Consider the following 24933-nt stretch of genomic DNA (forward strand, 5'->3'; position numbering starts at 1 on the left):
CTGCGTCGGTCCTCATCGGTGAAGGCATAGGGCATGGCAACGATCGGCCCTGCGATGCATTGTCGTCGTGAACAGAAAAAGGAACGCCCCATGACCGACCAAAAGCCCCTTCACGACCGCCGCATCCTGATCATGGCGACCGACGGGTTCGAACAGTCCGAGCTCGAAGTGCCGCTCGATCGGCTCGCGGCGGCCGGCGCCCGGGTCGAGGTTGCGTCGCTGGAAGCCGGATCGATCCGCGGCTGGGACAAGGATGACTGGGGGCAGAAGGTCGGCGTAGATTGCACGATCGAGGATGTCGCGGTACCCGATTACGATGCGCTGGTCCTGCCGGGTGGGCAGATCAATCCCGATCTGCTTCGCGTCGAGGAACGAGCCGTCGATCTGGTCCGCGATTTCGCCGCGGCCGGCAAGCCGGTTGCGGCGATTTGCCACGCGCCCTGGCTGCTCGTCGAGGCGGGCCTCGCCAAAGGGCGCAAGTTGACCGGTTACAAATCGATCCGCACCGATGTCGCCAACGCCGGGGCCGACGTGGCCGACGCGGCGGTCGTGGTCGATGGCAATCTGATCACCAGTCGCTGCCCCGACGATCTGCCCGATTTCTGCGATGCGATCGTTACGGCGCTGACGCGCGGATAGACTTGCGCTTCGTCGGGATCGGGCGCGTCGGCTGGTGCCGGCTGTCGGACTCGAACCGACGACCTACCGCTTACAAGGCGGTTGCTCTACCAACTGAGCTAAGCCGGCGCCGCGTCCGCGCCCTTTGCGTCAAATGATGCCAAAGGTCCAGCCTTCGGTGACGCGCGTCGCCGCGTCGAGGGGCGAGGGCGACCATAATGCGGCTTCATGTGCGACAGCGCGCAACCACGCTGAGGTCAGCAAGGCATCGCTGGCGTGATCGCTGATCGGTCCGGTGAAGCCGGCCGGAGCCGCGCCGAGCCGCGCCAGCGCTCCATCGAGTGCCGCACCGTCGCGGATCTTGCTGCGTCCCGGTGGCAGGCCCGCGGCACGCGCGGCCAGGCTGGTATAGATTTCCACGAGCAGGGGGCCGCTCGCGGGCACCGGGTCGACCGGCCATAGCGGAATGCGGCCGTCCAGGCGATGCAGCAGGCGCATCCCCGAAAGGCTGGCCTTGCCCACCTGTGCCGCGCCCACGAGGTTGAAATTGCTGACGCTTGCCGCTTGCCGGGTGGCACGTTGATGCCGCTCGACGCGGCGCAGACGGCCGACACCGGGCTCGAAGAGGTCGCCGACATCGCCTGCCGCGTGGCGAAAATGGCGCCGTGCCTCGGGGTGCGCCAGGAAGGAGCGGGCCTCGAGGTGCGGGTCGCCCCGGGCGAGATGCTCGACAAGCGCCCACAGGGAGCGGATGTCGCCGGGGCTGTCGGCCCAGGCGGGAAAATAGGCGCCGCGGTCGGCGAAGGCGAATGCGGCCGAAAAATCGAACCCGATCAGCATATCGGCGCCCGATGCGGCGACGTCTTCCAGCCAGTCCGCGATCTCGTCCCGCGACCAGATGTGGCCCGGACGCACGAGCGCGGGCGGTTCCGATCCCCGCGCCACCGCAAGCGCGATGCCACGCTGGCGTTCGCCGCGGGCGCCCGACCAGTCGAGGGCGGCGAAATGGGTGAAGCGGCGCATTCGGCTTGTCTAGGGTCAGGGCCCCTTAATTGCACGGTCGAGGCGTCGAAATGGCGAAGATATCGGGTTCGGGCGGGCGCAGCGGGTAGCATCGCTACCCGCAAGGCCGCGCGGGCCCGAGATCGAAGCCATTTCGGCGTCCCTTCGGGATTTGACCGATTTTGTCCATTGCGTCGTTGGAAAGACTCGAAATATCGACATATTCCTTCGCCTTTCCGCCTCGCACTGAACAAAATCGCTTCAAACCTCGATCGTACGATTAACGGGTCCTGACCCTAGCGCGGCGGCACGGCTTGCACAAAGCGGCATTGCGTCCCACATGCACCCCATGCTGATCGAAACCGAATCGACGCCCAATCCCGCGACGCTCAAATTCCTGCCCGGCCGGGCGGTGATGGAGACGGGCACCCGCGACTTCGCGAGCCCCGAAGAGGCCGAAGCCTCGCCGCTCGCGACCGCGCTCTTCACCCTCGGCGACGTCACCGGCGTCTTTTTCGGCCGCGACTTCGTTTCGGTGACGATCGCCCCCGGAGCCGAATGGGCCGATGCGAAACCCGATGTGCTCGGCATCGTGATGGATCATTTCCTGGCCGACATGCCGCTGTTCCACCCCGCGCGGGCGGGCTTTGCGGTGCCGGCCGAGGAGGAGGGCGGCTTCGCCGACGACCCTGCCGATGCCGATATCGTCGACCAGATCAAGGACCTCATCGAAACCCGCGTCCGCCCGGCGGTCGCAAACGACGGCGGCGACATCGTCTATCGCGGATTCGACAAGGGCAATGTCTATCTGAAGATGCAGGGCGCCTGCGCCGGCTGCCCGTCGTCGACCGCGACGCTGAAGAACGGTATCGAGGCGCTGCTCAAACATTATGTTCCCGAAGTGACGGCGGTCCACGCCGTCTGATCCCCGCATCAGCACCAGGAGATTGCCCGATGAGCGAGCCGCTTTCCGACAGCGCCCTCGACCAGCTTTTTCGTACCGCGCGCACCTATAACGGCTATCTCGACAAGCCGGTGAGCGAGGGGCAGCTCCACGCGATCTGGGACCTGATGAAATACGGCCCGACCAGCGCGAACAGCCTGCCGGCCCGCATCGTCTGGTGCGTTTCGGACGCAGCGAAGCAAAAGCTTGCCGCACTGGCGATGCCGGCGAACGGCGAAAAGATCGTGAAGGCGCCGGTAACCGCGATCGTCGCGATGGATGCCGAATTCTTTGAACATCTGCCCGAACTCTTCCCGCACACCGATGCGCGAAGCTGGTTCGCCGGCAATGCGCCGCTCGCGGAGACGACGGCCTTTCGCAACTCGAGCCTGCAAGGGGCCTATTTCATCCTCGCCGCGCGCGCGCTCGGCCTCGATACGGGGCCGATGTCGGGGTTCGACAATGCGGCCGTCGACAAGGCGTTTTTCGCCGACACGCCGCATGTGAAGAGCAATTTCATCTCGACGCTCGGCTATGGCGATCCGGCGAGCATCTTCGATCGCAGCCCGCGTCCCGACTTCGATCGCTTCAACCGCATCGACTGAGCCTGGCGCGCGCCTGTCCATGCGAACCCTGGTCATCGATTCGGCGAGCGAAGCCTGTTCAGTGGCGTTGTTCGATGGCGATGCGCTCGCCGATCATCGGCACGCCGTCATCGGCCGCGGCCATGCCGAACGACTGGTGCCGTTGATTGCCGAACTCGCGGGCGGCGGCCGCGCGGACAGTATCGCGGTGGGTTGCGGTCCTGGCAGTTTTGCGGGGGTTCGCATCGGGGTTGCCGCGGCGCGGGCGCTGGCACTCGGCTGGGGCGTGCCGGTGCGGGGATTTTCGACGCTGGCCCTGGTTGCCGCAGGGGCGGCGGCCGAGTTTGCCGACGCCCTCGGCGGCCTTGTTGCGATGGAGGGTGGGCACGGTCAATGGTTCGTCCAGCCGTTCGACGCCCGCTTGGCACCGCGCGGCGCGGTGCGCTCGCTGCTCCCGGAAGCCGCGATCGCGGCCGATGACAGGCTGGTCGTCGGCAATCGTGCCGAGGCATTCGTCGCACAGCGGGGAAGCGGCCGCGCGCTGGCGATACTCCCCGATGCGCGGAACTTCGCCGGATTGCCCCCGGCCGCGCTGTTCGACGATCCCAGTCCCATATATGGCCGGGCGCCCGATGCCAAACCGATGGCGGCGCCATGAGCGCGCCCGTTCGTCTCGACCGCGCGCGCATCGGCGATGCCGGTGCGGTGATGCAGGTGATGGAGGCCGCGTTCGACCCGGCCTTTGGCGAGGCATGGAGCATGGCGCAATTGCTCACCCTTTTTGCGCTACCCACCGCGCGCGTTTGTCTCGCGCGCGCGGGCGACACGCCGTGCGGCTTTTCGGCGGCCCGGATCGCGGGGCCGGAAAGCGAATTGCTGTTGCTGGCCGTCGACCCCGAATGGCGCGGGCACGGGATCGGGCACCGCCTGCTCGACGATTGGCAGGCGTGGGCGGCACAGGAAGGTGCGAGCGATTATTTCCTCGAAATGCGGGCCGATAACGACGCCATTCACCTCTATCGAAGCGCCGGTTTCATTCAATGCGGGCGCAGGCCCGACTATTATCGCGGCAAGGACGGTATCGTCCGCGATGCCGTTACGATGCGCCGCGACGCAGCTGGTGAGCAGACCCGATAATCATTGCGATTTTGCTGCCAAAATGGCATCATTGAAGGACAGGAAAGAAATAGGCCTAATATTTCTTGTCTTCTCTTCTGGGTCATATCGATAAGGAACTTCACGGATGTCCGAACAGTCCGAAACCAATGAAATGCTTGTTACTCTGACGGCCGATATCGTCGCCGCCCATGTCAGCAATAACAGCGTCGCCATTTCCGATCTGGCGATATTGATCAATAATGTCCATGGCGCGCTCTCGGCGCTTGGCAATCAGCCGGTCGAGGAAGAAAAGCCCGTCCCGGCGGTTTCGATCCGCTCTTCGGTGAAGCCCGATCACATCGTGTGCCTCGAGGACGGCAAGAAGCTCAAGATGCTGCGCCGACACCTGATGACGCATTATGGCATGACCCCCGACGACTATCGCGCCAAATGGGGCCTGCCCGCCGACTATCCGATGGTCGCGCCCAACTATGCCGAAAGGCGCCGCGCGCTCGCGAAGGAGATCGGCCTCGGTACCAAGGGCCGGGGCGGCGGCCGCAAGCGCAAGAAGGCCTGATCGCAAAGGTGTTTACGACAAGGAAAACGGGGCGGCGCCGGCACGGGGCCGCCCTTGTTCTATCCGCGCGCCCTCCTTATACAGTCGATACAGATAAAGACACGACTGCGTTTCAGCAGGAAAGGCCCGCATGTCCGGAACGATCGATCTTGAAGCCCTGTGCCATGAAAAGGGCCTGCGGATAACCGAACAGCGCCGCATCATCGCGCGCGTCATTTCCGATTCCGAGGATCACCCCGACGTCGAGACCCTGTACGAGCGCGCGTCGGCGATCGACAGCGGCATTTCGATCGCGACCGTCTATCGCACCGTGCGCCTGTTCGAAGAGGCGGGCATTCTCGACCGCCACGATTTCGGCGACGGCCGCTCGCGATACGAAGCCGCGCCCGAGGCGCATCACGATCATCTGATCGACGTCGAGACCGGAAAGGTCGTCGAATTCGTCGACCCCGAGCTCGAGGCCTTGCAAAAGGTAATCGCCGAACGGCTCGGCTATCGTCTCGTCGACCATCGCATGGAACTTTATGGTGTCTCCCTCGATCGCAAGCGCGACTGAGCGCGTCCCGGTCACCTGGCGGTCGCTGTTGCGCCTCACCTTGATGGTGCTGGTGCTGCTGTTCCTGATCGTCCCGCATCTTTGCTATCGTGCGGCCGGGCGGCCGTCGCCGATGGTCATGGCGTTTCTGAACGCGGCGGGCTGGCTTGCCGGGCTTCGCATTCGCACCCGGGGAACGCGGCTCAAGCGCAACGTGCTGTTCGCCGCCAATCATATGAGCTGGCTCGACATATTGGCGCTGGGCGGCGCTGCCCGGTCGGCGTTCGTGTCGCGCGCCGATATCGAGACGGTGCCGCTCGTCGGCTGGCTCGCCGACCAGAATAACACCGTCTATGTCGAGCGCGAGGCGAAGCGCGATATCCACAACCAGGCGAACAGTCTGCGCGGCGCGCTCAAGCGCGGCCAGCCGGTGACGCTGTTTCCCGAAGGGACGACGGGCCCGGGCGACGGGCTGTTGCCGTTTCGCGCCGCGCTCTTCGCCGCCGTCACGCCGCCGCCGCCGGGGGTGCGCGTCCAGCCCGTGTTTCTCGATTACGGGGCGGATGCGACCGACATCGCCTGGCAGGATCCCGAATCGGGGCTCGATAATTTCAAACGCCTGATCGCTCGCAAGCGGCCGATCGTGCTGACGATCCATTATCTCGATCCGCTGCCGCACGATGTGACGCATGATCGCAAGGCGATCAGCGAAGCCGCACGCAGCGCGATCGCCGCTGCGCATGGCGCGACGGGCCGCCCTTCCGTCGGTCACGCGCATCGCCTATAGCGCGCCGATGACCTCCGACTCTGCGAAAACATTTCACGTCAAATCCTTCGGCTGCCAGATGAACGTCTATGACGGCGAGCGCATGGCGGAGATGCTGGGCGCGCAAGGCTATACCCCTGCTGCCGACGGGGCCGATGCCGACCTCGTCGTGCTCAACACTTGCCACATCCGCGAAAAGGCAGCGGAAAAAGTCTATTCGGACATCGGCCGACTGAGGCGCGAAGACGGCAGTACGCCGACGATCGCGGTCGCGGGATGCGTCGCGCAGGCCGAAGGGGCAGAGATTGCGCGCCGCGCGCCGAGCGTCGATGTCGTCGTCGGGCCGCAGGCCTATCACCGCCTGCCCGACCTGATCGCGCGCGCCGAGCGGGGCGAGAAGGCGGTCGACCTCGACATGCCGGCCGAAAGCAAGTTCGGTGCGCTGCCGACGCGCGCCGGCGGCCAGCGCCCGACCGCGTTCCTGACGGTGCAGGAAGGCTGCGACAAATTCTGCACCTATTGCGTCGTCCCCTACACGCGCGGTGCCGAAATCAGCCGGCCCTTCGCCGACCTGGTCGCCGAAACGCGCGCGCTCGTCGCGGGCGGGGTGCGCGAGATCACGTTGCTGGGCCAGAACGTCAACGCGTGGGATGGCGAAGACGACACGGGGCGTGCGATCGGGCTCGACGGGCTGATCCGCGAACTGGCAAAAGAGGATGGGCTCGAACGCATCCGCTATACCACCAGCCACCCCAACGACATGACCGACGGGCTGATCGCCGCGCATGGCGAGGTCGACAAGCTGATGCCCTTCCTCCACCTGCCGGTGCAGGCGGGCAGCGACCGCATCCTTGCGGCGATGAACCGGAGCCATAGCGTCGACAGCTATCTGCGCGTGATCGAGCGTGTCCGCGCGGCGCGCCCCGACATCGCGATCTCGGGCGATTTCATCGTCGGCTTTCCCGGCGAGACCGACGCCGATTTCGAAGCGACGCTCGATATCGTCCGTGCGACGAAATATGCGATGGCGTACAGCTTCAAATATTCGCGGCGTCCCGGCACGCCGGCCGCGACGATGGAGGGCCAGGTTGCCGAAGCGGTGATGAACGACCGGCTCCAGCGGCTTCAGGCCTTGCTCAATGCCCAGCAACAGGCGTTCAACGAAGCGACCGTCGGCCGCACGACGCGCCTGCTGCTCGAGCGCAAGGGAAAGCACGCGGGCCAGCTGATCGGCAAGTCGCCGTGGCTTCAGTCGGTGCATGTCACCGCGCCCGGGCTCGCGATCGGCGACATGGTCGATGTGCGCGTCACCTCGGCGGGGCCGAACAGCCTCGGCGCCGAACCGCTGCTGGAAGCGGTTGCGTGATGCTGGCTGGAGGTTCGTGTGTCCCCGCGAAGGCGGGGACCCACCTCCTTCCGCCGCGTTTCGAAAGCATCGGTGATGGACTCCCGCCTTCGCGGGAGTACACAGTCAGCTATTCAAGCTAGGAGTCCTGCCCACGTGTCCAAACGCCCTCTCGCCGCCGCCGCACCCGCCGAACCCGGCGACCGCGTTCGATTGACGGCCGAGTTCGAACGGACGCAGCTTTTGGGTATTCTATTCGGCGAATTCGACCGCAACCTCGTCGCGATCGAAAACCGGCTCGGCGTCTATATCTCGGCGCGTGGCAACCGGGTGCAGATCGAGGGCGAGGCAGAGGCGGCGGCGCGGGCGCGCGACGTGCTCACCGACCTTTATAACCGGATCGAACGCGGCGAAGAGGTCGACGCGGGGCTGGTCGATGCGGTGATCGCCATGTCGGCGCAGCCGACGCTCGACGGCATCATCCGGCACGAGGCGAGCGAGACTCCCGCGGTGATGATCCGTACGCGCAAGAAAACGATCGTTCCGCGCGCCCCGTCGCAGGTGCCCTATATGCAGGCGCTCGCGCGCGACGACGTGATTTTCGCGCTCGGCCCCGCGGGGACCGGCAAGACCTATCTGGCGGTGGCGCAGGCGGTCGCGCAGCTGATTACCGGCAGCGTCCAGCGCCTGATCCTTTCGCGTCCCGCGGTCGAGGCGGGCGAGAAGCTGGGCTTCCTGCCCGGCGACATGAAGGAGAAGGTCGATCCCTATCTTCGCCCGCTCTACGATGCGTTGCACGACTGCTTGCCCGCGGAACAGGTCGAGCGGCGCATCGCGAGCGGCGAGATCGAGATCGCACCGCTCGCCTTCATGCGCGGCCGCACGCTTGCCGACGCGTTCATCATCCTCGACGAAGCGCAGAACACGACGATCCCGCAGATGAAGATGTTCCTGACCCGCTTCGGCATGAACAGCCGCATGGTGATCTGCGGCGACCCAAAGCAGGTCGACCTTCCGGCGCCCGCAACCTCGGGCCTTGCCGACGCGGTTGCGCGGCTCGAGGGGGTCGAGGGGATCAGCGTCAGCCGCTTCACCAGCGCCGACGTGGTTCGCCATCCCGTCGTCGGGCGGATCGTCGAAGCCTATGAGGGGCCGGGCGCCTGATCGTCGCGCACCGATAAACGGCGTCCATAAATTTCCCTGGTTTTTCAAAAATTAATTTTGTCCCTGCGAAATTTTTCCGCAGTCATGTCACATTCGCAGGGTCGCATCTCGTCATGTCGGTGCAACCCAAGCCAAGGAGTACAGACATGACCCAGGTAACCGATCCCTTCGCCGCCGCCCCGCATCTGATGAAGCAGTGGATGGCGACCTCGCTGGCGGTGCAGGACAGCCTCGAAAAGAGCCTGGTCGAACTGGTCAAGATCCGCGCGTCGATCGTCAACGGCTGCGCCAATTGCATCAACATGCACACCGCCGAAGCGCGCGCGGCCGGCGAGACCGAGCGACGTATCTACCTGCTTGCCGCGTGGCGCGATGCGCCGTGCTATTCGGCGCGCGAGCGTGCCGCGCTCGCGTGGACCGATGCCTTGACGGGCCTGTCGCAGGGTCACACACATGCGCAGGCAAAGGACGCGCTGGAGGCTCAATTCACCTCGGAGGAACAGGTGAAGCTCACGCTGATGATCAACATCATCAACGGCTGGAACCGCATCGCGGTCGGCTTCGGCCTGTGGTACGAAGGCGGCGCGCCGGCCAAGGCGGCGTGATGACGCCACCGGGCACCAACGGCGCGGTGGACGCGGCGGCGAGCTTCGATCCGCTGCGTCCGCTGCTCGTCCGCGTCGCCTACCGCATGCTCGGTTCGGTCGCGGATGCCGAGGATGTCGTGCAGGATGCCTTCATCCGCTGGCTCGGTGCCGATCGCGATGCGGTCGAGGTGCCCGAGGCGTGGCTGCGCCGTACCGTGACGCGGCTCTGCCTCGACCAGCTGAAATCGGCGCGGCACCGGCGCGAAACCTACGTCGGGCCCTGGCTTCCGGAGCCGCTGGTCGAGGACGAGGCCGAGGACGATGTGACGCTCCCGCTGATGCTCGCGCTCGAACGGCTGTCGCCGCTCGAACGCGCGGCCTTCCTGCTCCACGACGTCTTCGGCGCCGGCTTCGAAGAGGTCGCGGCGACGATCGGCCGCGACGCCGCGGCGGCGCGCCAACTCGCGTCGCGCGCCCGCGCCCACGTCCGCGAAGCGCGCCCGCGCTATGCGCTCGAAAAGGCGCGGGGACTCGAAATCGCCGACGCCTTCTTCGCCGCATCGCGCAGCGGCGACATGAGCGCACTCGGCGCGCTGCTCGCCGCGGATGTCGGCATGTGGGCCGATGGCGGCGGCAAGCGCCCTGCGGCGGTCGTCCCGGTGCTCGGGTTCGATACGGTGATGAAGGTCCACCGCAGCCTGGCGGTGCTGTTCGGAAAATATGGGTCGACCTTGCTCCATACCGGCATCATCAACGGCCTGCCGGGCTTCGTGACGCGAGAGGCGGACGGCGAGGTCCAGACGACCGCGCTCGACATCGAGGGAGACCGGATCGTCGCCATCTACGTCGTGCGCAACCCCGACAAGCTGCGTCACCTGCATTGAACGCGCCGCGGCACAGGGCGATTGATCTCGCCATGTTGTCGGTATATGAGTCGTATATCATTCATATACGGGATATATGCGATGGGACTTGTAAAAATCGACGACGACCTGCACGAAGAGGCGCGCCGCACCAGCACGATCATGTGCCGCTCGATCAACGCGCAGGCCGAATATTGGATGAAGATCGGCATGCTCGCCGAGGCCAATCCGACGCTGTCGTTCAACGATATCGTCAAGAGCCAGCTCGCCGCGGCCCAGCTCTCGACCGACCTGACGCTCGCCTGATATGGTCAAGACCCCCGACGAACTCGCGCTGATGCGCGTGTCGGGCAGGCTGCTCGCGTCGGTGTTCGGGATGCTCGACGGCATCGATCTCGCCGGACGGTCGACGATGGAGATCAACGATCGTGTCGAACGCTTCATTACCGACGATCTCGCCGCGCGTCCGGCGAGCAAGGGGCAATATGGTTTCCAATATGTCCTGAACTGCTCGATCAACCATGTCGTGTGTCACGGCGTCCCCGATGCCGCGGCGATCCTTCGCGACGGCGATATCGTCAATCTCGACATCACGCTCGAAAAGAACGGCTTCATCGCCGATTCGAGCAAAACCTATCTCGTCGGCGACGTGGCTCCCGCCGCACGGCGGCTGGTCCGCGTCGCGCGCGAGGCGATGTGGAAGGGCATCGGACAGGTGCGCCCCGGCGCCTGCCTCGGCGACATCGGCTTCGCGATCGAACGCCACGCAAAGCGCAACGGCTATTCGGTGGTGCGCGATTTCTGCGGTCATGGCATCGGGCGCGAGATGCATGAAGAACCGCAGGTCCTGAACTTCGGCCGGCCCGGCCGGGGGATGATGCTGCGCGAAGGCATGGTTTTCACCATCGAACCGATGCTCAATCAGGGGACGCGCAAGGTCACGACAGAGCGCGACGGCTGGACCGTCGTCACCGGCGATCGCAAGCTCTCCGCGCAGTTCGAACACACGGTCGCCGTGACGGCGGGAGGGGTCGAGGTGCTGACGCTCCGCCAGGACGAATCGCCGTCCGCATAGAGGACCGGCGGAGACCGGGGATTGCAGCACGCGCATGTCGGTTTTGGGGTGGGAAGCGGGCGTTGCCTATTCGTCATCCCGGCGCAGGCCGGGATCTCGCCGGTGCGTAAATCCGTCAGGGTGAGATCCCGGCCTTCGCCGGGATGACGTTGGCAAGGGACCACAACCGCTCGTGCACAGGCATTCGTCATCCCGGACTTGATCCGGGATCCATAGCAGCGCCGAAGTCATGGACCCCGGATCAAGTCCGGGGTGACGAGGAAGGGAAGGGTCGCTTTCGGTCGATCCCGGACATCTTCCTCTTGCCGTCCCGCCGATCGCGTTCGATCAAGCCATTTGCCTCCCCTGTATTGGCGGTGTAATACGGCGCAAGGCATGCACGCGTCGAACCATCCGCTCTTTACCACCCCGCCGCCACCGGCCGAGGAAGTGCCGCTGGTTCCGGCGGATGCGCCGCGGCCCGAGCCCCGCTGGCGCAAGCGGCTGCGCTGGGTCGGGCGGGGCTTTGCGGCGTTTTTTCTCCTGTTCCTGCTGCTCGTCGCCTGGCTTGCGATCACCGCGCCGCTGTCGAAATCGCTCGAACCGATCGCGCCGCCGGAGATCACCTTGCTCGCCTCCGACGGCACGCCGATCGCGCGTACCGGGGCGATCGTCGAAAAGCCGGTCGCGGTCGCCAGGCTGCCGAAGCATGTTACCGGCGCATTCCTCGCGATCGAGGATCGCCGCTTTTACAGCCATTGGGGGATCGACCCGCGCAGCATCGGCCGTGCGCTGTGGACCAATATCACCTCGGGCCGCACCGAGGGCGGCAGCACGATTACCCAGCAGCTCGCCAAATTCACCTTCCTGTCGCCGAAGCGCACGCTCGGGCGTAAGGCGCGCGAGGCGCTGATCGCCTTCTGGCTCGAGGCGTGGCTGACCAAGGACGAGATCCTCGAACGCTATCTGTCGAACGCCTATTTCGGCGACAACAGCTATGGCCTGCGCGCCGCTTCGCTCCATTATTTCAACCGCCAGCCCGAAAAACTGACCCCCGCGCAGGCGGCGATGCTCGCGGGGCTGGTAAAGGCGCCCTCGCGCCTCGCCCCGACGCGCAACCCCGACCTCGCGGCAAAGCGCATGCGCCTGGTGCTCGGCGCGATGGCGGAGGAGGGCTATATCACCGCGCAGCAGGCGAAGAGCCTGCGCGCGCCGAAAATCGACGAACGATCGCGCGCCGACCTGCCGACCGGGACCTATTTTGCCGACTGGGCGCTGCCCGAGGCCCGCAAGCTCAGCGACGTCGGCTATGCGCGCCAGACGATCCGCACGACGCTCGATTCGCGGCTCCAGGCCGCGGCGCGGCGAGCCGCCCTGCGCGCACCGCTCGGCAAGGCACAGGTCGCTCTGGTCGCGATGCGCCCGAACGGAGAGGTCGTCGCGATGATCGGCGGCAAGGATTATGCGGATAGTCCCTTCAACCGCGCGACGCAGGCGCGGCGCCAGCCCGGTTCGACCTTCAAGCTGTTCGTCTATCTCGCCGCGCTGCGCGCCGGCTGGGACCCGGACGACACGATCGACAACCGCCCGATCGACACGGGCAGCTATCAGCCCAGGAATTCGGGCGGCCATTATTCGCCGACGATCACGCTCGAGCGCGCGTTTGCGACGTCGAGCAATGTCGCCGCGGTGCGGCTGTTCCAGCAGGTCGGCGACGACAAGGTGATCGCGATGGCCCGCCAGCTCGGCGTGACGTCTCCGCTCGCCAGGGGCGATTCGAGCCTCGCACTCGGCACGTCGAGCATGTCGCTCCTCGAGCTCACATCGGCCTATGCCGCGGTCGCGGCCGACAGCTACCCGGTCGAGCCGCGCGCCTTCGAAGCCGAGGAAGCCGGCTGGTTCGCGCGCGTCTTTTCGGGGCCCGACAGCTTTTCGTCGCGCGTCCACGGCGACATGGAACAGATGCTGCGCGCTGCGGTCAACAGCGGCACCGGCCGCGCCGCGATGCTCAGCGTGCCCAATTACGGCAAGACCGGGACGAGCCAGGACAATCGCGACGCGCTGTTCGTCGGCTATGCCGGCGGGCTGGTCGTCGGGGTGTGGGTCGGCAACGACGACAATTCGCCGCTGAAGGGCGTATCGGGCGGTGGCGTCCCCGCGCGCATATGGCGCGACTTCATGACGCAGGCGCTGGGGCAGAAGAGTGCACCGAAGCGGACCGAGCCGGCGGCCGATCCCGAAGGACCGGTGCAGCCGCTCGACGTCCCCGACATCGGCGACATCCCCGTCGGCGACAAGACGACCGTCGGGGTACAGGACGGCGAGGCGGTGGTGCGAACCGAAATCAACGGCACTCCGATCGACCTGCGCCTGCCGCTCGGCGACCGGGCGGCCGGGCCTCCGCCCGAAGTCCGCCCGGTGCCCGAAACCGCGCAACCCGCGCAGCCGTAGCGCGCCGTTTCGCAATTTCCGCTGTCCTACTCTGCCCCGGCGCGGTAGCGTCCCGCGCATGACACAGGCCTTTCCCGACCCGGCTTCCTGCGCGCAATTCCCGAGCGACGTCGCGCAGATTTCCGTCCCTTTCCTTCAAAGGCACCGCCCATGCTGAGCGTCGAAACCCACCAGGCTTCGCGCTGGCCCGACGGCTTCGACTGGGATGCCCGCGCCGCCGAAGCGGTCGCTGCGGCCCTTGCGCTCACCCCCTTCGCCGCGCTCGCCGACGCCGCGCCGCTGGTCGAAGTATCGGTCCGGCTGACCGACGATGACGACGTCCACGCGCTCAACCGCGATTTCCGGGGCAAGGACAAGCCGACCAATGTGTTGTCCTTTCCGCAGGTGCAACGCGACCTGCTCGAAAGCCTCGACAACAGCGACGATGGCGAAATCCTGCTTGGCGACATCGTGCTGGCGCGCGAAACCTGCGCGCGCGAGGCCGAAGAGAAAGGGGTGTCGCTCGACGCCCACGCAACGCACCTGATCGTCCACGGTGCTCTCCACCTCGTCGGCTACGACCATATGGACGATGTCTCGGCAGGCGCGATGGAAGCGCTGGAGGTGAAAGCGCTTGCATCGCTGGGCATCGCCAATCCATATGCGGACGAGGATTAACGAAAGGACGCGCACGTCATCATGCCCGACGACCAGGGGTCTTCGAACCGATCGGAAGAGGACAGTAGGTCCGGCCTGCTGGCCGGCCTCAAGACATTGTTGTTCGGCGGCAATGGCGAGCCGAGCCTGCGCGAACAGATCGAGGATGCGATCGACGAGGCCGAGGAGGACGGCGACGAGCGCCGGGGGCGCAGCATCGTCGGCGACCTGTCGCCCATCGAACGCAAGATGCTGCGCAATCTGCTGCACTTCGGCGAACAGACGGTCGACGACGTCGCGGTCCCGCGCGCCGATATCGTCGCAATCGACGAAAGCGCACGGTTCGAGGAGATCGTCGCGATCTTTGCAGAGGCGGGACACAGCCGCCTGCCGGTCTATCGCGAAAATCTGGACGAGGTCGTGGGCATGATCCACGTCAAGGACGTGTTCGCGGTGCTGGCCGAAGGTCGCGATCCGCCGCCCTTGCTCGATCTCATCCGCCAGCCGCTCTACGTGCCCCAATCGATGGGGGTGCTCGATCTGCTCGCCGACATGCGCGCGCAGCGCACCCACCTTGCGATCGTGATCGACGAATATTCGGGAACCGAGGGGCTGGTGACGATCGAGGATCTGGTCGAGGAGATCGTCGGCGAAATCGAGGACGAGCATGACGACGAACCGGTCCTGCTCTTCTCGCTCCGCGACGACGGCTGCTGGGAGGCCGATGCGCGCGCCGAACTCGACGATATCGGCGAGGCGATCGATCCGCGGCTCGCCGACGTCGAGGAAGACGTCGACACGCTCGGCGGACTGGCGGCGGTGCTGGCCAACCATGTGCCGGAGGTGGGGGAGATATTGTTTCACCCCAGCGGCTGGCGCATCGAAGTGACCGAGGCCGACGAAAAGCGCGTCCACCATCTCCTCCTGCATCCGCCGGTGGAGGCCGATCTCGAAGCGCCGGCGGATCGCGGCGAGGAATTCTGACGCACCCGCGCCGCGCGCGCCGCGAACACCCCCCGATTGCCTTTGCCGCGCGATGGGACTAGCGCCGGGGAAATGGACATTTCCGATCTGCGCATCGCGCTGTTCAGCGGCAACTATAACATGACGGTCGATGGCGCGAACAAGGCGCTCAATCGGCTCGTCGGGTATCTGCTGCGGCAGGGTGCGGCGGTGCGCGTCTATTCGCCGACGATCGACGATCCCGATTTCGAACCCACCGGCGACCTCGTCAGCGTGCCCTCGATGCCCATTCCCGGTCGCAGCGAATATCGGATTCCGCTGTCCTTCTCGTCGCGGGTCCGGGACGATATCGTGCAATTCGCTCCGAATATCCTGCACATCTCCAGCCCCGACCGCGTTTCGCGGCAAGCGGCGGCGTGGGCGCGAAGGCGGCACGTGCCCGTCGCCTGTTCGGTCCACACGCGCTTCGAAACCTATTTCCGCTACTATAATCTTTCGTTCCTCGAACCGCTGTGCGTGGCCTGGTTGCGGCGGCTTTATCGCCGCTGCGACGCCCTGATCGCCCCGTCGGAAAGTTTTGCGCAGGTGCTGCGCGAACAACGCATGAATTACGACATCGGCATCTGGACCCGCGGCGTCGAGCGCGATATTTTTCACTCCGGCCGACGCGACATGGCGTGGCGGCGCGCTCTCGACATCGACGACGAAACCCCCGTGATCGCCTTTTTGGGGCGGCTGGTGATGGAAAAGGGACTCGATGTGTTCGCCGACGCCATCGACGTGTTGCGACGCCGCGGAGTCCCGCACGAGGTGGTGGTGATCGGCGAGGGGCCGGCCGGCGACTGGTTCGAATCGCGACTGCCGCGCGCCAGGTTCGTCGGCTTTCAGGGGGGCGCGGACCTCGCCCATGCGCTGGCGTCCTGCGATCTCTTCTTCAATCCGTCGGTCACCGAAACCTTCGGCAACGTGACGCTGGAGGCGATGGCGTGCGGGCTGCCCGTCGTCGCGGCGCGGGCGACGGGGAGCGCCAGCATCGTCAAGCATGGCCAGACGGGTTATCTCGTCGCGCCGGGCGCGATCGGCCTCTTCGCCGACGATCTCGAACGCTATTGCCGCGACGCGTCGTTGCGCGCCGCGCACGGCGCGGCGGCGGAGCAGGAGAGCGGCGCCTATCAATGGGACGCGATCAACCAGTCGGTTGCCGACACCTATTTGCGCCTGATCCGCCAGAAGCGGCGCGTCGGCTGATCCGATGGCGGACCTGTTCGGCAGCGATGCTCCGGTGCAGCCCGATGCCGCCCCGACCGGCGCGGTGCCGCTCGCCGAACGATTGCGTCCAAAGACGCTTACGGAGGTCGTCGGACAGGATCATCTGACCGGTGCCGACGGGACGATCGGCCGCATGGTCGCCGCGGGGCAACTGGCCTCGATCATTCTCTGGGGGCCTCCAGGCACGGGCAAGACGACGATCGCGCGCCTGCTTGCCGAGGCGGTGGGGATGCGGTTCGCGCCGCTGTCGGCCGTCTTTTCGGGGGTTGCCGATCTCAAGAAGGCCTTTGCCGATGCCGAGAAGATGGCGGCGGCAGGAAAGCGGACCCTGCTCTTCGTCGACGAGATCCATCGGTTCAATCGCGCCCAGCAGGATGGTTTCCTGCCTTTCGTCGAGCGCGGCACGGTGGTGCTCGTCGGCGCGACGACGGAGAATCCCAGCTTTGCGTTGAACGCCGCGCTGCTCAGCCGCGCGCAGGTGCTCGTGCTGCACCGCCTCGACGAAACAGCTCTCGAAACGCTGGTCGCGCGCGCCGAAGCCGAGGTCGGCCGCGCGCTGCCGGTCACCGCCGATGCGCGCACGGCGCTGGTCGCCAGCGCCGATGGCGATGGCCGCTTTCTGCTCAACCAGGTCGAGACATTGTTCGCCGCAGCGATCGAGGCGCCGCTCGATGCGTCCGAACTGGCAGCCTTCCTCCATCGCCGCATGCCGGTCTACGACAAGGATCGCGACGGCCACTACAACCTGATTTCGGCGCTGCACAAGGCGATGCGCGGCTCCGATGCCCAGGCATCGCTCTACTGGCTTGCCCGGATGCTCGTGGCGGGCGAGGAACCGCTTTACGTGCTGCGCCGGATCACCCGTTTCGCCAGCGAGGACATCGGGCTCGCCGATCCGCAGGCGCTCGTTCAGTGCCTTGCGGCAAAGGACGCCTATCAGTTTCTGGGGTCGCCCGAGGGCGAACTCGCCATCGTGCAGGCGTGCCTCTATTGCGCGACCGCGCCCAAATCCAATGCCGCCTACGCCGCGCAGAAGGCGGCGTGGACGGCGGCGCGCGAAACCGGGTCGCTGGCCCCGCCGCAGAATATCCTCAACGCGCCGACCAGGCTGATGAAGGATCTCGGCTATGGGCAGGGTTACAGTTACGACCACGACGCCCCCGACGGCTTCTCGGGCGACAATTACTGGCCCGACGCGATGGCGCCCGCGACCTTCTATCGTCCTGTCGATCGCGGCTTCGAAAAGCGCATCGCCGAACGGCTCGCGTGGTGGGATGCGCGGCGGCACGGGGGCGAGGGGGGCGAATGATGCCGCGGTTCGACGCGTGGGACGATGTCGTCGCGTTCGCCTGCGCGCTGCCCGATGTCGAAATGGCACCTTTTTACGGCACGCCATGCCCAAAGGTGAACGGCAGGGCGTTCGTGTCGCCGGGGCGCGAGGCGGGCAGCTTTCATGTCGGAACGCCGCACGGCGAAAAGGACGTGCTTCTCGAAACCGATCCGGCGACATTCTGGCAGACGCCGCACTATGAAGGCTGGCCGGGGGTGCTGGTCCGCTATGGCGCCGCCGATCCCGTCCGCATCGCCGACGTCATTCGCCGGGCTTGGTGGGATCGCGCCAAAAAGTCGCAGCGCGCCGCCTTCGTCCCGCGGCCCTGAACCCGCGCTAACCCGGGTAGCGTTCGAAGCTCGGCAGGTCGTCCAGCCCTTGCATCCATCCGATGCGTTCGGCGGTCTGGATCTGCACCTGGACCGGAATCAGGTCGGGATCGTCGAGTGTCGCGGTCTGCACGTCGATCTGGCCCGGGAATATCTGGTCGTTGGTATAGAACAGCCCGGTGCCGCAATCGCCGCAGAAATGGCGCCGGCCGTGCTCGGACGAGGCATAGACCTTCGGCGTTCCCTTCACCTCCAGCGTCTCTTGGCTGACAAGGCCCCAGCCGACGAGCGGTGCCCCGGCGTGGCGGCGGCAATCGCTGCAATGGCACAGCGCATGATGCTCGACCGCAACCGGCATCGAATAGTGGATCGCGCCGCAATGGCATTGTCCGGCTGCGCGGGGGGATGCGTCTGTCATCGACTTGGCCCTTTCAATTGAGAGGGCGGAACATATGATGAACAGTTCGTGCAGACAAGCGATATTTCGCAGAAGGGGAAATATCAAACTTAACGCAAAATAAAGCATGATCGGGCAATAGGCGTCGGACATGGACCGTATCGCGACAACCGATTTCGCCGAACCGGACGCCCGCGCGTCGGTGTTTTCGCGCTTGTCGCTCTATGCGCTGTTGCTGGCGGGGCTCGCGGTCCTGGCCGCCGCGTCGATATCGACGTCCAACCTCGGCCTCTTCTATCTTAGACGACAGGACCAGTGGCTACTGATTGTTGGCGCGATACTGATGCTCGCCTGCCTCCGCACTCTGCCGGACCGCAGGCGGATGCTGACCGCTGATTGGCGCTTTGCGCCGGCCGTCGGCGGCATCATGGCTCTGGTGGCGTTCGTGGGCCATCACGCGATCATGTCGGGATATGATCTAAGCCTGGACGAACGGTTTGCGAACTTCGACGCCGCAATTCTGGCGAGCGGACATTTCGCTGCGCCATTGCCGCCGCAATGGCAAGATCACAGCCACGCGCTCAACACGATGTTCATGTACAATACGGGACATCGCGAGGCCTGGATATCCTCCTACCTCCCAAGTCACGCGGCTTTAAGGGCCCTGATCGGTATCACGGGCGTCCCATCGCTGACGGGGCCGCTGATGATCTTGATAGCTGCGCTGGCGCTGTGGGCGTGTGCGCGGCGGATATGGCCCGACAACCGCGAAGCCCCGGTGGTGGCCCTGCTGCTCTACACGGGGGCTGGCCAGATCTGGCTCAACGGCATGACGGCATATGCGATGCCCGCGCACCTTGCACTTAACCTGTGCTGGCTGTGGCTGTTCCTCAGGCGGTCCTGGTGGGGCGACGCGGGCGCGTTGGCGATCGGGTTCGTTGCCGTGGGCCTTCACCAGATCCACTATCACCCGCTGTTTGCGGCGCCGATCCTGTTCCTGTTGCTGCTCGAAAGAAACTGGCTTCGGGCCGGCTATTATGCCTTCGGCTACGCGGCCATCGGCATTTTCTGGCAGCTATGGGCCTATTGGAGTGCGACCTGGGTGGTCGGCGGACCGCTCCCGCCCGACGCCGCGCACGTCGACATCCTCAGCCGCATCATCGGCAATTGGGCCAAGGTCGAAGGGTTGCGCCTCCCCAATATGATCGAGAATCTGCTGCGCATGGCGGCGTGGCAGCATCTTCTGCTCCTGCCGTTGGTCGCCCTCGGCGTGCGGGTCGCTCGCCGCGACAGGCTGGCAGCGGCTCTGCTCGGCGGCATCGTGTTGACGCTGGCGGTGCGGATTGCCTTCCAGCCCTATCAGGGTCATGGGCTGGGGTATCGCTATCTCCATGGCCTTATCGGCAATCTGATCTTGCTTGCGGTCTATGGGTGGGTGTCGCTCGGCCAGGACATGGGCCGCTGGCGCTCCCTGCTGTTACGAACGACCGCGGCGAGTTGCCTCATCCTCGTTCCGATACAGGCGTGGATGGCCCATGGCTTCTACGCTCCCTATGCCGCCGTGTCGCATAGGATCGGTTCGATCGCCGCGGACTATGTCGTGATCGGTGCAAAGGATGTTCCCTTTTCCGGCGATTTCGTCCGAAACGACCCCTATCTGGAAAATCGCCCGGTCCGCCTGCTCCGCGAGGCCATCGATCCCGCACTTCAGGCGCAACTATGCTCGTCGCGGCCGACCGTCGCCTTGATCGGGACGAAGATTCTGCGTCCGGCGGCCACCTATTTCGGAACGTCTCCGTCCGCATCGCTCGAAAGCGACAATCTGGACCTTGCGACAAGCCTGTACAGGCTGGGATGCTATGTCGAGCGATACTGACATCGCCGGTTCGTATGAACACGACCGCCAGATCCGCTCAATCCCCCAGGTCGACCCCGTGCGTTTCCGCCCAGGTGCGATACTGGCCGCGCGGGTCGGCTGACGGGCGGGCGAGGATCGCCGGCATGGCTGCGCGCAGGGCGCCGAGGTCGAGCGAGCGGATCATCGCCTTGACCGGCCCCACCCCCGCGGGGGTGATCGACAGCCGCTCGATTCCGACGCCCAGCAACGCCATAGCCTCGAGCGGCCGGCCGCCCATTTCGCCGCAGACGCCAAGCGCGACCTTGGTACCCGACACCATTCCGACGGCGCGCGCGATATAGCGCATCACCGTCGGCGACAGCCAGTCGTAGCGTTCGGCGAGGCGGGGGTGTGCGCGGTCGGCCGCGAACAGGAACTGCGTCAAATCGTTGGTCCCGATCGACAGGAAGTCGAGGTGGGGCAGCATCAGGTCGAGCGTCTCGATCAGCCCCGGCACTTCGAGCATCGCGCCATAGCGGATCGCGGCGGGCAGCTTCTTGCCGCGGCTCGCGAGCCAGGCGCGCTGGCCGACGAACAGGTCGCGTGCCGCTTCATATTCCCACGGTTCGGACACCATCGGGAACATGACGTTCAGCGTCCGCCCCGCCGAGGCTTCGATCAGCGCGCGCGCCTGCACCTTGAGCAGCCCTTCGCGCTCGAGCGCGAGGCGCAGCGCGCGCCAGCCCATCGCCGGATTCTCTTCCAGCATTTCTTCATCGACGTTCATATAGGGGAGCGCCTTGTCGCCCCCGATATCGACCGTGCGAAAGATTACCGGGCGGTCGCCGGCCGCGTCGAGGACATCGCGATAAAGCCGCTGCTGCCGTTCGCGCTGGGGCAGCGTCGCCGACACGAGGAACTGGAATTCGGTACGGAACAGGCCGATCCCGCGCGCTCCGGTCAGGTCGAGCGCCGCGACGTCCTCGCGCAGGCCGGCATTGATCATCAGCTCGATCGGCACGCCGTCCTTGGTGACCGCGGGCAGATCGCGCAACGCGGCCAGGCTGGCGCGCCGCTTTTGGGAGAGTTCCAGCTTGGCGTCGAACGCTTCCTGCACCGCGGGGGTCGGACGCACGTGTAGCGCGCCGGCGCTGGCGTCGAGCAGCAACAGGTCGCCTTCGCGGATCGAGGTGCGGACGTCGCGGACGCGGCCGAGCACCGGCACGCCCATCGCGCGCGCCACGATGATGACGTGCGCGGTCAACGATCCTTCCTCGAGCACCACGCCCTTCAGCCGGCGGCGGTCGTATTCAAGCAGTTCGGCGGGCCCCAGATTGCGCGCGATCAGGATCGAATCCTGCCGCAAACCCATTTGCGCCGCGGTGCCCATCTGCCCCGAAACGATGCGGATCAGCCGGTTCGACAAATCCTCCAGATCGTGCATCCGGTCGCGCAGCAGCGGATCGTCGATCTGGCGCATGCGCATCCGCGTGCGCTGCTGGACGCGCTCGATCGCCGCTTCCGCGGTCAGCCCGCTGTCGATGGCTTCGTTGATGCGCCGCGACCAGCCTTCGTCATAGGCGAACATCTTGTAGGTTTCGAGCACCTCTTCATGCTCGCCGCCGACCCCGAACTCGGCCTGGCTCGTCATGCGGTCGATCTGCTCGCGCATCTTGTCGAACGCGGCATAGACGCGGTGGCGTTCGGCCTCGACATCGTCGGCCATCGTATGTTCGATCGTGACGCGCGGCTGGTGATAGACGGCGACGCCCTGACCCATCCCGTCGACCAGCTTCTGTCCCGCCAGGCGCTGCGACGTCTGATCGGCTTCGGCGGCATGCGCGCGCGCCGCGGTGTCGATCAGGTCGGCGTTGGCGATCACTTCCGACAGCACCATCGCGACGGTCTGCAACGCTTCGATCTCGATCTCTTCATACCGGCGCGGGTCGGCGTGCTGGACGCAGAGGACGCCGACCGCCTGCTCGCGCCGGATGATCGGGACGCCGGCAAAGCTGTGAAACAGCTCCTCGCCGGTTTCGGGGCGATAGGAAAAGTCGGGGTGTGCGGCGGCCTCGTCGAGGTTCAGCGTTTCGATCTGCTGCGCGATCGTGCCGACGAGCCCCTCGCCGAGCGCCAGCCGGGTGACGTGGACGGCCTCCTGCTTCAGCCCTCGCGTCGCATAAAGCTCCAGCGCGCCGTCGCGCAGCAGGTAGATCGAGCAGACCTCGCTGTCGAGGCTCTCGCCGATGATCCCGACCACCTGGTTCAGCTTGCCCTGCGCGTTGGTGCGCGACGCCATCACCTCGTGCAGCCGGGTCAGGATCGTGCGCGCCGACTGGGCGGCGGAGGTCGGCGGTGGCGGTGCGTTCGTCATCGCCGACTCTGCTAACAGAAGCCGGGGCGGAGCGCTATCGCCCGCGCGCGGTCTGTCCTAGCTGCCGCTGACCGGCGGGGTTGCGTTGGCGGTCGTCGTCGCGGCCGGATCGACGGGTCCGGCGGGCGCGGCCGACGGCGGCATCAGCACCGACGGCGCGGGCGCATATTGCGCGTCCCAGGCCGCGACATCGGTCTGATATTTTGCATAGGCCTCATAGAAATCGAGGAAAGGCTGGTCGAGCTTGGCCAGGTTGGCCGGCGCCTGTTCGACGACCTGCGCCGAGGGAGTCGAGGATACCAGCTGCGCCACCTCGTTCGCGCGCGCGCAGAAGTCGCGCTGGGCGGGCGGCTGAGCGAAATAGTTGAACAGCTGCGTCGACAATTTGTCGCGCGCCGCGATTCCGTTCGTTCCATTCTCCTTCCCCAGCTGCGAAATCACGGTCTTTTCGGTCGACTTGATCGGCTTGGAATGCGTCTTGATGATGTTGTTATAGGCGGCGACGAGCGTCGGTTCCTCGACCCCGCGGCATCCGATCGCCGCGACGTTGAGCGCGATCCTGAGTTGCCAGAAGGCGCGGTCGCCGCTGATGTTGCTGTTCACCGTCTGAAAATGACCGTCGAAGCCGCGTTGCGGCAGGATCTGGGTCAGCGACGCATAGTTGGGCGGCGTGGGGCGGGGCGGAATCACGACCGCGACCGGCTCGGGCGGCGGCGGAGGCGGCGCCACCGGCTTCGGCGCGCAGGCGGCGACGCTCGCGAGCAACGCCACGGCGATGATCTTACGGGACAAATTCATGATGCTCTCCCCAGCCGCAACGGTCATGCGACGTCAACCCCGATTGTTCAAGGCCGCTTCGGCCTGTTGCACCAACGATGCGACGATTTCAGCGGCACTTTCCTCGCCCGATACCATGCCGACCGATTGCCCTGCCATTAACGACCCGTTTTCGACGTCCCCGTCGATCACCGCGCGGCGCAGCGCGCCGGCCCAATAATGTTCGATCTGCAACTGCGCTTCGGCCATGTCGACGTCGCCGGCATCGAGGCGACCTGCGACCTCCCGCTGCTTGACGGTAAAGGCCTCGGTCCCCGCATTCTTCAGCGCGCGGACCGGAATGACCGGCAGGCGGACGTCGATCTGGACGCTGGCGATGGCATCGCGCGCCGAAGCGCGAATGAACGCCTTTTTGAAATTGGGGTGTGCGATGCTCTCTTTCGCGCACACGAACCGTGTGCCGAGCTGCACGCCCGACGCGCCCATTTCCAGATATCCCGCGATCGCCTCGCCGCGACCAATGCCGCCGGCGACGAATATCGGCAATTCATGCGACAGTGCGGGCAGGATTTCCTGCGCCAGCACGCTCGTCGACACCGGGCCGATATGGCCGCCGGCCTCCATCCCCTCGATGACCAGCGCGTCGACGCCCGATCGCATCAATTTCTTCGCCAGCGCCAGCGTGGGCGCGAAACAGATGACCTTCGCCCCCGACGCCTTGATCGCTTCCAGGCTGCCCTTCGGCGGCAGGCCGCCGGCGAGCACGACATGCCCGACGCCATGTTTCGTGCACACGTCGATCAGGTCGAACAGCTGCGGGTGCATGGTGATCAGGTTGACGCCGAAATTGCGCCTGGCCAGCGCCTTGGTCGCCGCGATCTCGGCATCGAGCAGGTCGGGTGTCATCGCGCCGCAGGCGATGACGCCGAAGCCACCGGCGTTGCTGATTGCGCTGACCAGGTTACGCTCCGAAACCCAGCTCATCGCCCCGCACAATATCGCGTGGTCGCTGCCCAGCAGTTCGGTCCCACGCGCCATCAGATCATGTAATTTGCTCATCGATGCGCCTTTGCCAGCACAAGACGACATGCGCAATCCGCTCGCGACAAGCGGCGAAAACTATCCGGGGATCAGCCTGCGGCCGGACTGGAAAAGGCCGGGGCTCGGGGGCGAAAAAAAGGGCCGTCCCGGCGCGGGGCGGCCCCTTTTTTCATGCAGCCTGATCAGCGCTGCTGGTTCTGGTCGCGATCCTGCTGCTGATCGCGGCGGGGCTGTTCGCCCGGCTGGCGGTTCTGGCCGCCCTGCTGCTGTTGCTGGCTGTCGCGATCACGATCCGCCTGCTGGGGTTTTTGGCCTTGCTGATTCTGATTGGCCATTATCCGTCTCCTGCAAAACGCCGCAGCCATGCCATTATGTCCGCGGCACTTGGCAGAA

The 24933-nt window shown here is 65.8% G+C and carries 27 protein-coding genes and 1 tRNA gene; 21 read left to right on the forward strand and 7 right to left on the reverse strand.

Annotation, left to right across the window (positions count from 1 at the left end):
- Positions 1 to 90 precede the first annotated feature (90 nt).
- Positions 91 to 639 (forward strand): type 1 glutamine amidotransferase domain-containing protein, encoded by a 549-nt coding sequence (locus AC58D2_RS09155; RefSeq protein ID WP_497389518.1) that lies wholly within the window; start codon positions 91 to 93, stop codon positions 637 to 639.
- A gap of 32 nt (positions 640 to 671) precedes the next feature.
- On the opposite strand, the gene AC58D2_RS09160 is transcribed toward AC58D2_RS09155, so the two are convergent.
- Positions 672 to 747: transfer RNA gene (locus AC58D2_RS09160), tRNA-Thr, on the reverse strand.
- A gap of 21 nt (positions 748 to 768) precedes the next feature.
- Positions 769 to 1641 (reverse strand): hypothetical protein, encoded by an 873-nt coding sequence (locus AC58D2_RS09165; protein WP_497389520.1) that lies wholly within the window; start codon positions 1639 to 1641, stop codon positions 769 to 771.
- 328 nt (positions 1642 to 1969) lie between these two features.
- Between AC58D2_RS09165 and AC58D2_RS09170 the strand changes: the two genes are divergently transcribed.
- The 19 genes from AC58D2_RS09170 (at position 1970) to AC58D2_RS09260 (ending at position 18114) form a co-directional block, all read left to right on the forward strand.
- On the forward strand, positions 1970 to 2545 hold the full coding sequence (locus AC58D2_RS09170; protein WP_497389522.1) for a NifU family protein: 576 nt from the start codon (positions 1970 to 1972) through the stop codon (positions 2543 to 2545).
- Between the two features lie 29 nt (positions 2546 to 2574).
- A complete protein-coding gene (locus AC58D2_RS09175) occupies positions 2575 to 3168 on the forward strand; it encodes a malonic semialdehyde reductase (protein ID WP_497389524.1) in 594 nt (197 codons plus the stop codon).
- Between the two features lie 19 nt (positions 3169 to 3187).
- Complete coding sequence (gene tsaB / locus AC58D2_RS09180; protein WP_497389526.1) at positions 3188 to 3805, forward strand: tRNA (adenosine(37)-N6)-threonylcarbamoyltransferase complex dimerization subunit type 1 TsaB; 618 nt, start codon at positions 3188 to 3190, stop codon at positions 3803 to 3805.
- On the forward strand, positions 3802 to 4284 hold the full coding sequence (locus AC58D2_RS09185; RefSeq protein ID WP_497389528.1) for a GNAT family N-acetyltransferase: 483 nt from the start codon (positions 3802 to 3804) through the stop codon (positions 4282 to 4284). The genes tsaB and AC58D2_RS09185 overlap by 4 nt, the downstream gene beginning before the upstream one ends.
- Positions 4285 to 4390: 106 nt before the next feature.
- Positions 4391 to 4822, forward strand: a complete 432-nt coding sequence (locus AC58D2_RS09190; protein ID WP_497389530.1) for a Ros/MucR family transcriptional regulator — start codon at positions 4391 to 4393, stop codon at positions 4820 to 4822.
- 130 nt (positions 4823 to 4952) lie between these two features.
- The gene (locus tag AC58D2_RS09195; RefSeq protein ID WP_089217320.1) at positions 4953 to 5378 is read left to right on the forward strand and encodes a Fur family transcriptional regulator; all 426 of its coding nucleotides are present in this window, start codon (positions 4953 to 4955) and stop codon (positions 5376 to 5378) included.
- A complete protein-coding gene (locus AC58D2_RS09200; RefSeq protein ID WP_497389532.1) occupies positions 5347 to 6144 on the forward strand; it encodes a lysophospholipid acyltransferase family protein in 798 nt (265 codons plus the stop codon). Before AC58D2_RS09195 ends, AC58D2_RS09200 begins: the two co-directional genes overlap by 32 nt.
- 7 nt (positions 6145 to 6151) lie before the next feature.
- Entirely contained in the window at positions 6152 to 7489 is a 1338-nt protein-coding gene (miaB, locus tag AC58D2_RS09205) for a tRNA (N6-isopentenyl adenosine(37)-C2)-methylthiotransferase MiaB (protein ID WP_497389534.1), read from the forward strand.
- A gap of 135 nt (positions 7490 to 7624) precedes the next feature.
- Positions 7625 to 8632: a PhoH family protein gene (locus AC58D2_RS09210; protein ID WP_497389536.1), complete on the forward strand. Its 1008-nt coding sequence runs from the start codon at positions 7625 to 7627 to the stop codon at positions 8630 to 8632.
- Positions 8633 to 8778: 146 nt separating this feature from the next.
- Positions 8779 to 9237, forward strand: coding sequence for a carboxymuconolactone decarboxylase family protein (locus AC58D2_RS09215; protein ID WP_497389538.1), 459 nt, complete (start codon positions 8779 to 8781; stop codon positions 9235 to 9237).
- On the forward strand, positions 9237 to 10103 hold the full coding sequence (locus AC58D2_RS09220; protein ID WP_497389540.1) for a sigma-70 family RNA polymerase sigma factor: 867 nt from the start codon (positions 9237 to 9239) through the stop codon (positions 10101 to 10103). The genes AC58D2_RS09215 and AC58D2_RS09220 overlap by 1 nt, the downstream gene beginning before the upstream one ends.
- Positions 10104 to 10184: 81 nt before the next feature.
- Entirely contained in the window at positions 10185 to 10388 is a 204-nt protein-coding gene (locus AC58D2_RS09225) for a ParD-like family protein (protein WP_497389542.1), read from the forward strand.
- A gap of 1 nt (position 10389) precedes the next feature.
- The gene (gene map, locus AC58D2_RS09230; protein ID WP_497389544.1) at positions 10390 to 11157 is read left to right on the forward strand and encodes a type I methionyl aminopeptidase; all 768 of its coding nucleotides are present in this window, start codon (positions 10390 to 10392) and stop codon (positions 11155 to 11157) included.
- A 375-nt stretch (positions 11158 to 11532) separates the two neighbouring features.
- The gene (locus AC58D2_RS09235) at positions 11533 to 13587 is read left to right on the forward strand and encodes a transglycosylase domain-containing protein (RefSeq protein ID WP_497389546.1); all 2055 of its coding nucleotides are present in this window, start codon (positions 11533 to 11535) and stop codon (positions 13585 to 13587) included.
- 150 nt (positions 13588 to 13737) lie between these two features.
- Complete coding sequence (gene ybeY, locus AC58D2_RS09240; protein WP_497389548.1) at positions 13738 to 14244, forward strand: rRNA maturation RNase YbeY; 507 nt, start codon at positions 13738 to 13740, stop codon at positions 14242 to 14244.
- Positions 14245 to 14265: 21 nt separating this feature from the next.
- Entirely contained in the window at positions 14266 to 15207 is a 942-nt protein-coding gene (locus AC58D2_RS09245; protein ID WP_497389550.1) for a hemolysin family protein, read from the forward strand.
- A gap of 72 nt (positions 15208 to 15279) precedes the next feature.
- The gene (locus AC58D2_RS09250; RefSeq protein WP_497389552.1) at positions 15280 to 16434 is read left to right on the forward strand and encodes a glycosyltransferase family 4 protein; all 1155 of its coding nucleotides are present in this window, start codon (positions 15280 to 15282) and stop codon (positions 16432 to 16434) included.
- Between the two features lie 4 nt (positions 16435 to 16438).
- Positions 16439 to 17764: a replication-associated recombination protein A gene (locus tag AC58D2_RS09255; protein WP_497389554.1), complete on the forward strand. Its 1326-nt coding sequence runs from the start codon at positions 16439 to 16441 to the stop codon at positions 17762 to 17764.
- On the forward strand, positions 17761 to 18114 hold the full coding sequence (locus AC58D2_RS09260) for an MmcQ/YjbR family DNA-binding protein (protein ID WP_497389556.1): 354 nt from the start codon (positions 17761 to 17763) through the stop codon (positions 18112 to 18114). The genes AC58D2_RS09255 and AC58D2_RS09260 overlap by 4 nt, the downstream gene beginning before the upstream one ends.
- 7 nt (positions 18115 to 18121) lie before the next feature.
- Here AC58D2_RS09260 and AC58D2_RS09265 read toward each other — a convergent pair whose 3' ends face one another.
- Positions 18122 to 18532, reverse strand: a complete 411-nt coding sequence (locus tag AC58D2_RS09265) for a GFA family protein (protein WP_497389558.1) — start codon at positions 18530 to 18532, stop codon at positions 18122 to 18124.
- A gap of 130 nt (positions 18533 to 18662) precedes the next feature.
- Here AC58D2_RS09265 and AC58D2_RS09270 point away from each other — a divergent pair, with 130 nt between their 5' ends.
- The gene (locus AC58D2_RS09270) at positions 18663 to 20387 is read left to right on the forward strand and encodes a hypothetical protein (protein ID WP_497389560.1); all 1725 of its coding nucleotides are present in this window, start codon (positions 18663 to 18665) and stop codon (positions 20385 to 20387) included.
- A gap of 37 nt (positions 20388 to 20424) precedes the next feature.
- On the opposite strand, the gene ptsP is transcribed toward AC58D2_RS09270, so the two are convergent.
- The 4 genes from ptsP to AC58D2_RS09290 form a co-directional block, all read right to left on the reverse strand.
- A complete protein-coding gene (ptsP, locus tag AC58D2_RS09275; protein WP_497389562.1) occupies positions 20425 to 22722 on the reverse strand; it encodes a phosphoenolpyruvate--protein phosphotransferase in 2298 nt (765 codons plus the stop codon).
- A 57-nt stretch (positions 22723 to 22779) separates the two neighbouring features.
- Complete coding sequence (locus AC58D2_RS09280) at positions 22780 to 23520, reverse strand: hypothetical protein (RefSeq protein ID WP_497389564.1); 741 nt, start codon at positions 23518 to 23520, stop codon at positions 22780 to 22782.
- 33 nt (positions 23521 to 23553) lie between these two features.
- A complete protein-coding gene (locus AC58D2_RS09285) occupies positions 23554 to 24558 on the reverse strand; it encodes an NAD(P)H-dependent flavin oxidoreductase (protein WP_497389566.1) in 1005 nt (334 codons plus the stop codon).
- A gap of 164 nt (positions 24559 to 24722) precedes the next feature.
- On the reverse strand, positions 24723 to 24875 hold the full coding sequence (locus AC58D2_RS09290; protein WP_497389568.1) for a hypothetical protein: 153 nt from the start codon (positions 24873 to 24875) through the stop codon (positions 24723 to 24725).
- Positions 24876 to 24933 lie beyond the last annotated feature (58 nt).

Source organism: Sphingopyxis sp. CR5 (genome assembly GCF_059693785.1).

What these genes read in the sequence shown, in the direction of transcription:
- AC58D2_RS09155 (WP_497389518.1), top strand. Translation starts at nt 91, where the DNA reads ATGACCGACCAAAAGCCCCTTCACGACCGCCGCATCCTGATCATGGCG.
- AC58D2_RS09165 (WP_497389520.1), bottom strand. Translation starts at nt 1,641, where the DNA reads ATGCGCCGCTTCACCCATTTCGCCGCCCTCGACTGGTCGGGCGCCCGC.
- AC58D2_RS09170 (WP_497389522.1), top strand. Translation starts at nt 1,970, where the DNA reads ATGCTGATCGAAACCGAATCGACGCCCAATCCCGCGACGCTCAAATTC.
- AC58D2_RS09175 (WP_497389524.1), top strand. Translation starts at nt 2,575, where the DNA reads ATGAGCGAGCCGCTTTCCGACAGCGCCCTCGACCAGCTTTTTCGTACC.
- tsaB (WP_497389526.1), top strand. Translation starts at nt 3,188, where the DNA reads ATGCGAACCCTGGTCATCGATTCGGCGAGCGAAGCCTGTTCAGTGGCG.
- AC58D2_RS09185 (WP_497389528.1), top strand. Translation starts at nt 3,802, where the DNA reads ATGAGCGCGCCCGTTCGTCTCGACCGCGCGCGCATCGGCGATGCCGGT.
- AC58D2_RS09190 (WP_497389530.1), top strand. Translation starts at nt 4,391, where the DNA reads ATGTCCGAACAGTCCGAAACCAATGAAATGCTTGTTACTCTGACGGCC.
- AC58D2_RS09195 (WP_089217320.1), top strand. Translation starts at nt 4,953, where the DNA reads ATGTCCGGAACGATCGATCTTGAAGCCCTGTGCCATGAAAAGGGCCTG.
- AC58D2_RS09200 (WP_497389532.1), top strand. Translation starts at nt 5,347, where the DNA reads ATGGTGTCTCCCTCGATCGCAAGCGCGACTGAGCGCGTCCCGGTCACC.
- miaB (WP_497389534.1), top strand. Translation starts at nt 6,152, where the DNA reads ATGACCTCCGACTCTGCGAAAACATTTCACGTCAAATCCTTCGGCTGC.
- AC58D2_RS09215 (WP_497389538.1), top strand. Translation starts at nt 8,779, where the DNA reads ATGACCCAGGTAACCGATCCCTTCGCCGCCGCCCCGCATCTGATGAAG.
- AC58D2_RS09220 (WP_497389540.1), top strand. Translation starts at nt 9,237, where the DNA reads ATGACGCCACCGGGCACCAACGGCGCGGTGGACGCGGCGGCGAGCTTC.
- AC58D2_RS09225 (WP_497389542.1), top strand. Translation starts at nt 10,185, where the DNA reads ATGGGACTTGTAAAAATCGACGACGACCTGCACGAAGAGGCGCGCCGC.
- map (WP_497389544.1), top strand. Translation starts at nt 10,390, where the DNA reads ATGGTCAAGACCCCCGACGAACTCGCGCTGATGCGCGTGTCGGGCAGG.
- AC58D2_RS09235 (WP_497389546.1), top strand. Translation starts at nt 11,533, where the DNA reads ATGCACGCGTCGAACCATCCGCTCTTTACCACCCCGCCGCCACCGGCC.
- ybeY (WP_497389548.1), top strand. Translation starts at nt 13,738, where the DNA reads ATGCTGAGCGTCGAAACCCACCAGGCTTCGCGCTGGCCCGACGGCTTC.
- AC58D2_RS09245 (WP_497389550.1), top strand. Translation starts at nt 14,266, where the DNA reads ATGCCCGACGACCAGGGGTCTTCGAACCGATCGGAAGAGGACAGTAGG.
- AC58D2_RS09250 (WP_497389552.1), top strand. Translation starts at nt 15,280, where the DNA reads ATGGACATTTCCGATCTGCGCATCGCGCTGTTCAGCGGCAACTATAAC.
- AC58D2_RS09255 (WP_497389554.1), top strand. Translation starts at nt 16,439, where the DNA reads ATGGCGGACCTGTTCGGCAGCGATGCTCCGGTGCAGCCCGATGCCGCC.
- AC58D2_RS09260 (WP_497389556.1), top strand. Translation starts at nt 17,761, where the DNA reads ATGATGCCGCGGTTCGACGCGTGGGACGATGTCGTCGCGTTCGCCTGC.
- AC58D2_RS09265 (WP_497389558.1), bottom strand. Translation starts at nt 18,532, where the DNA reads ATGACAGACGCATCCCCCCGCGCAGCCGGACAATGCCATTGCGGCGCG.
- AC58D2_RS09270 (WP_497389560.1), top strand. Translation starts at nt 18,663, where the DNA reads ATGGACCGTATCGCGACAACCGATTTCGCCGAACCGGACGCCCGCGCG.
- ptsP (WP_497389562.1), bottom strand. Translation starts at nt 22,722, where the DNA reads ATGACGAACGCACCGCCACCGCCGACCTCCGCCGCCCAGTCGGCGCGC.
- AC58D2_RS09280 (WP_497389564.1), bottom strand. Translation starts at nt 23,520, where the DNA reads ATGAATTTGTCCCGTAAGATCATCGCCGTGGCGTTGCTCGCGAGCGTC.
- AC58D2_RS09285 (WP_497389566.1), bottom strand. Translation starts at nt 24,558, where the DNA reads ATGAGCAAATTACATGATCTGATGGCGCGTGGGACCGAACTGCTGGGC.
- AC58D2_RS09290 (WP_497389568.1), bottom strand. Translation starts at nt 24,875, where the DNA reads ATGGCCAATCAGAATCAGCAAGGCCAAAAACCCCAGCAGGCGGATCGT.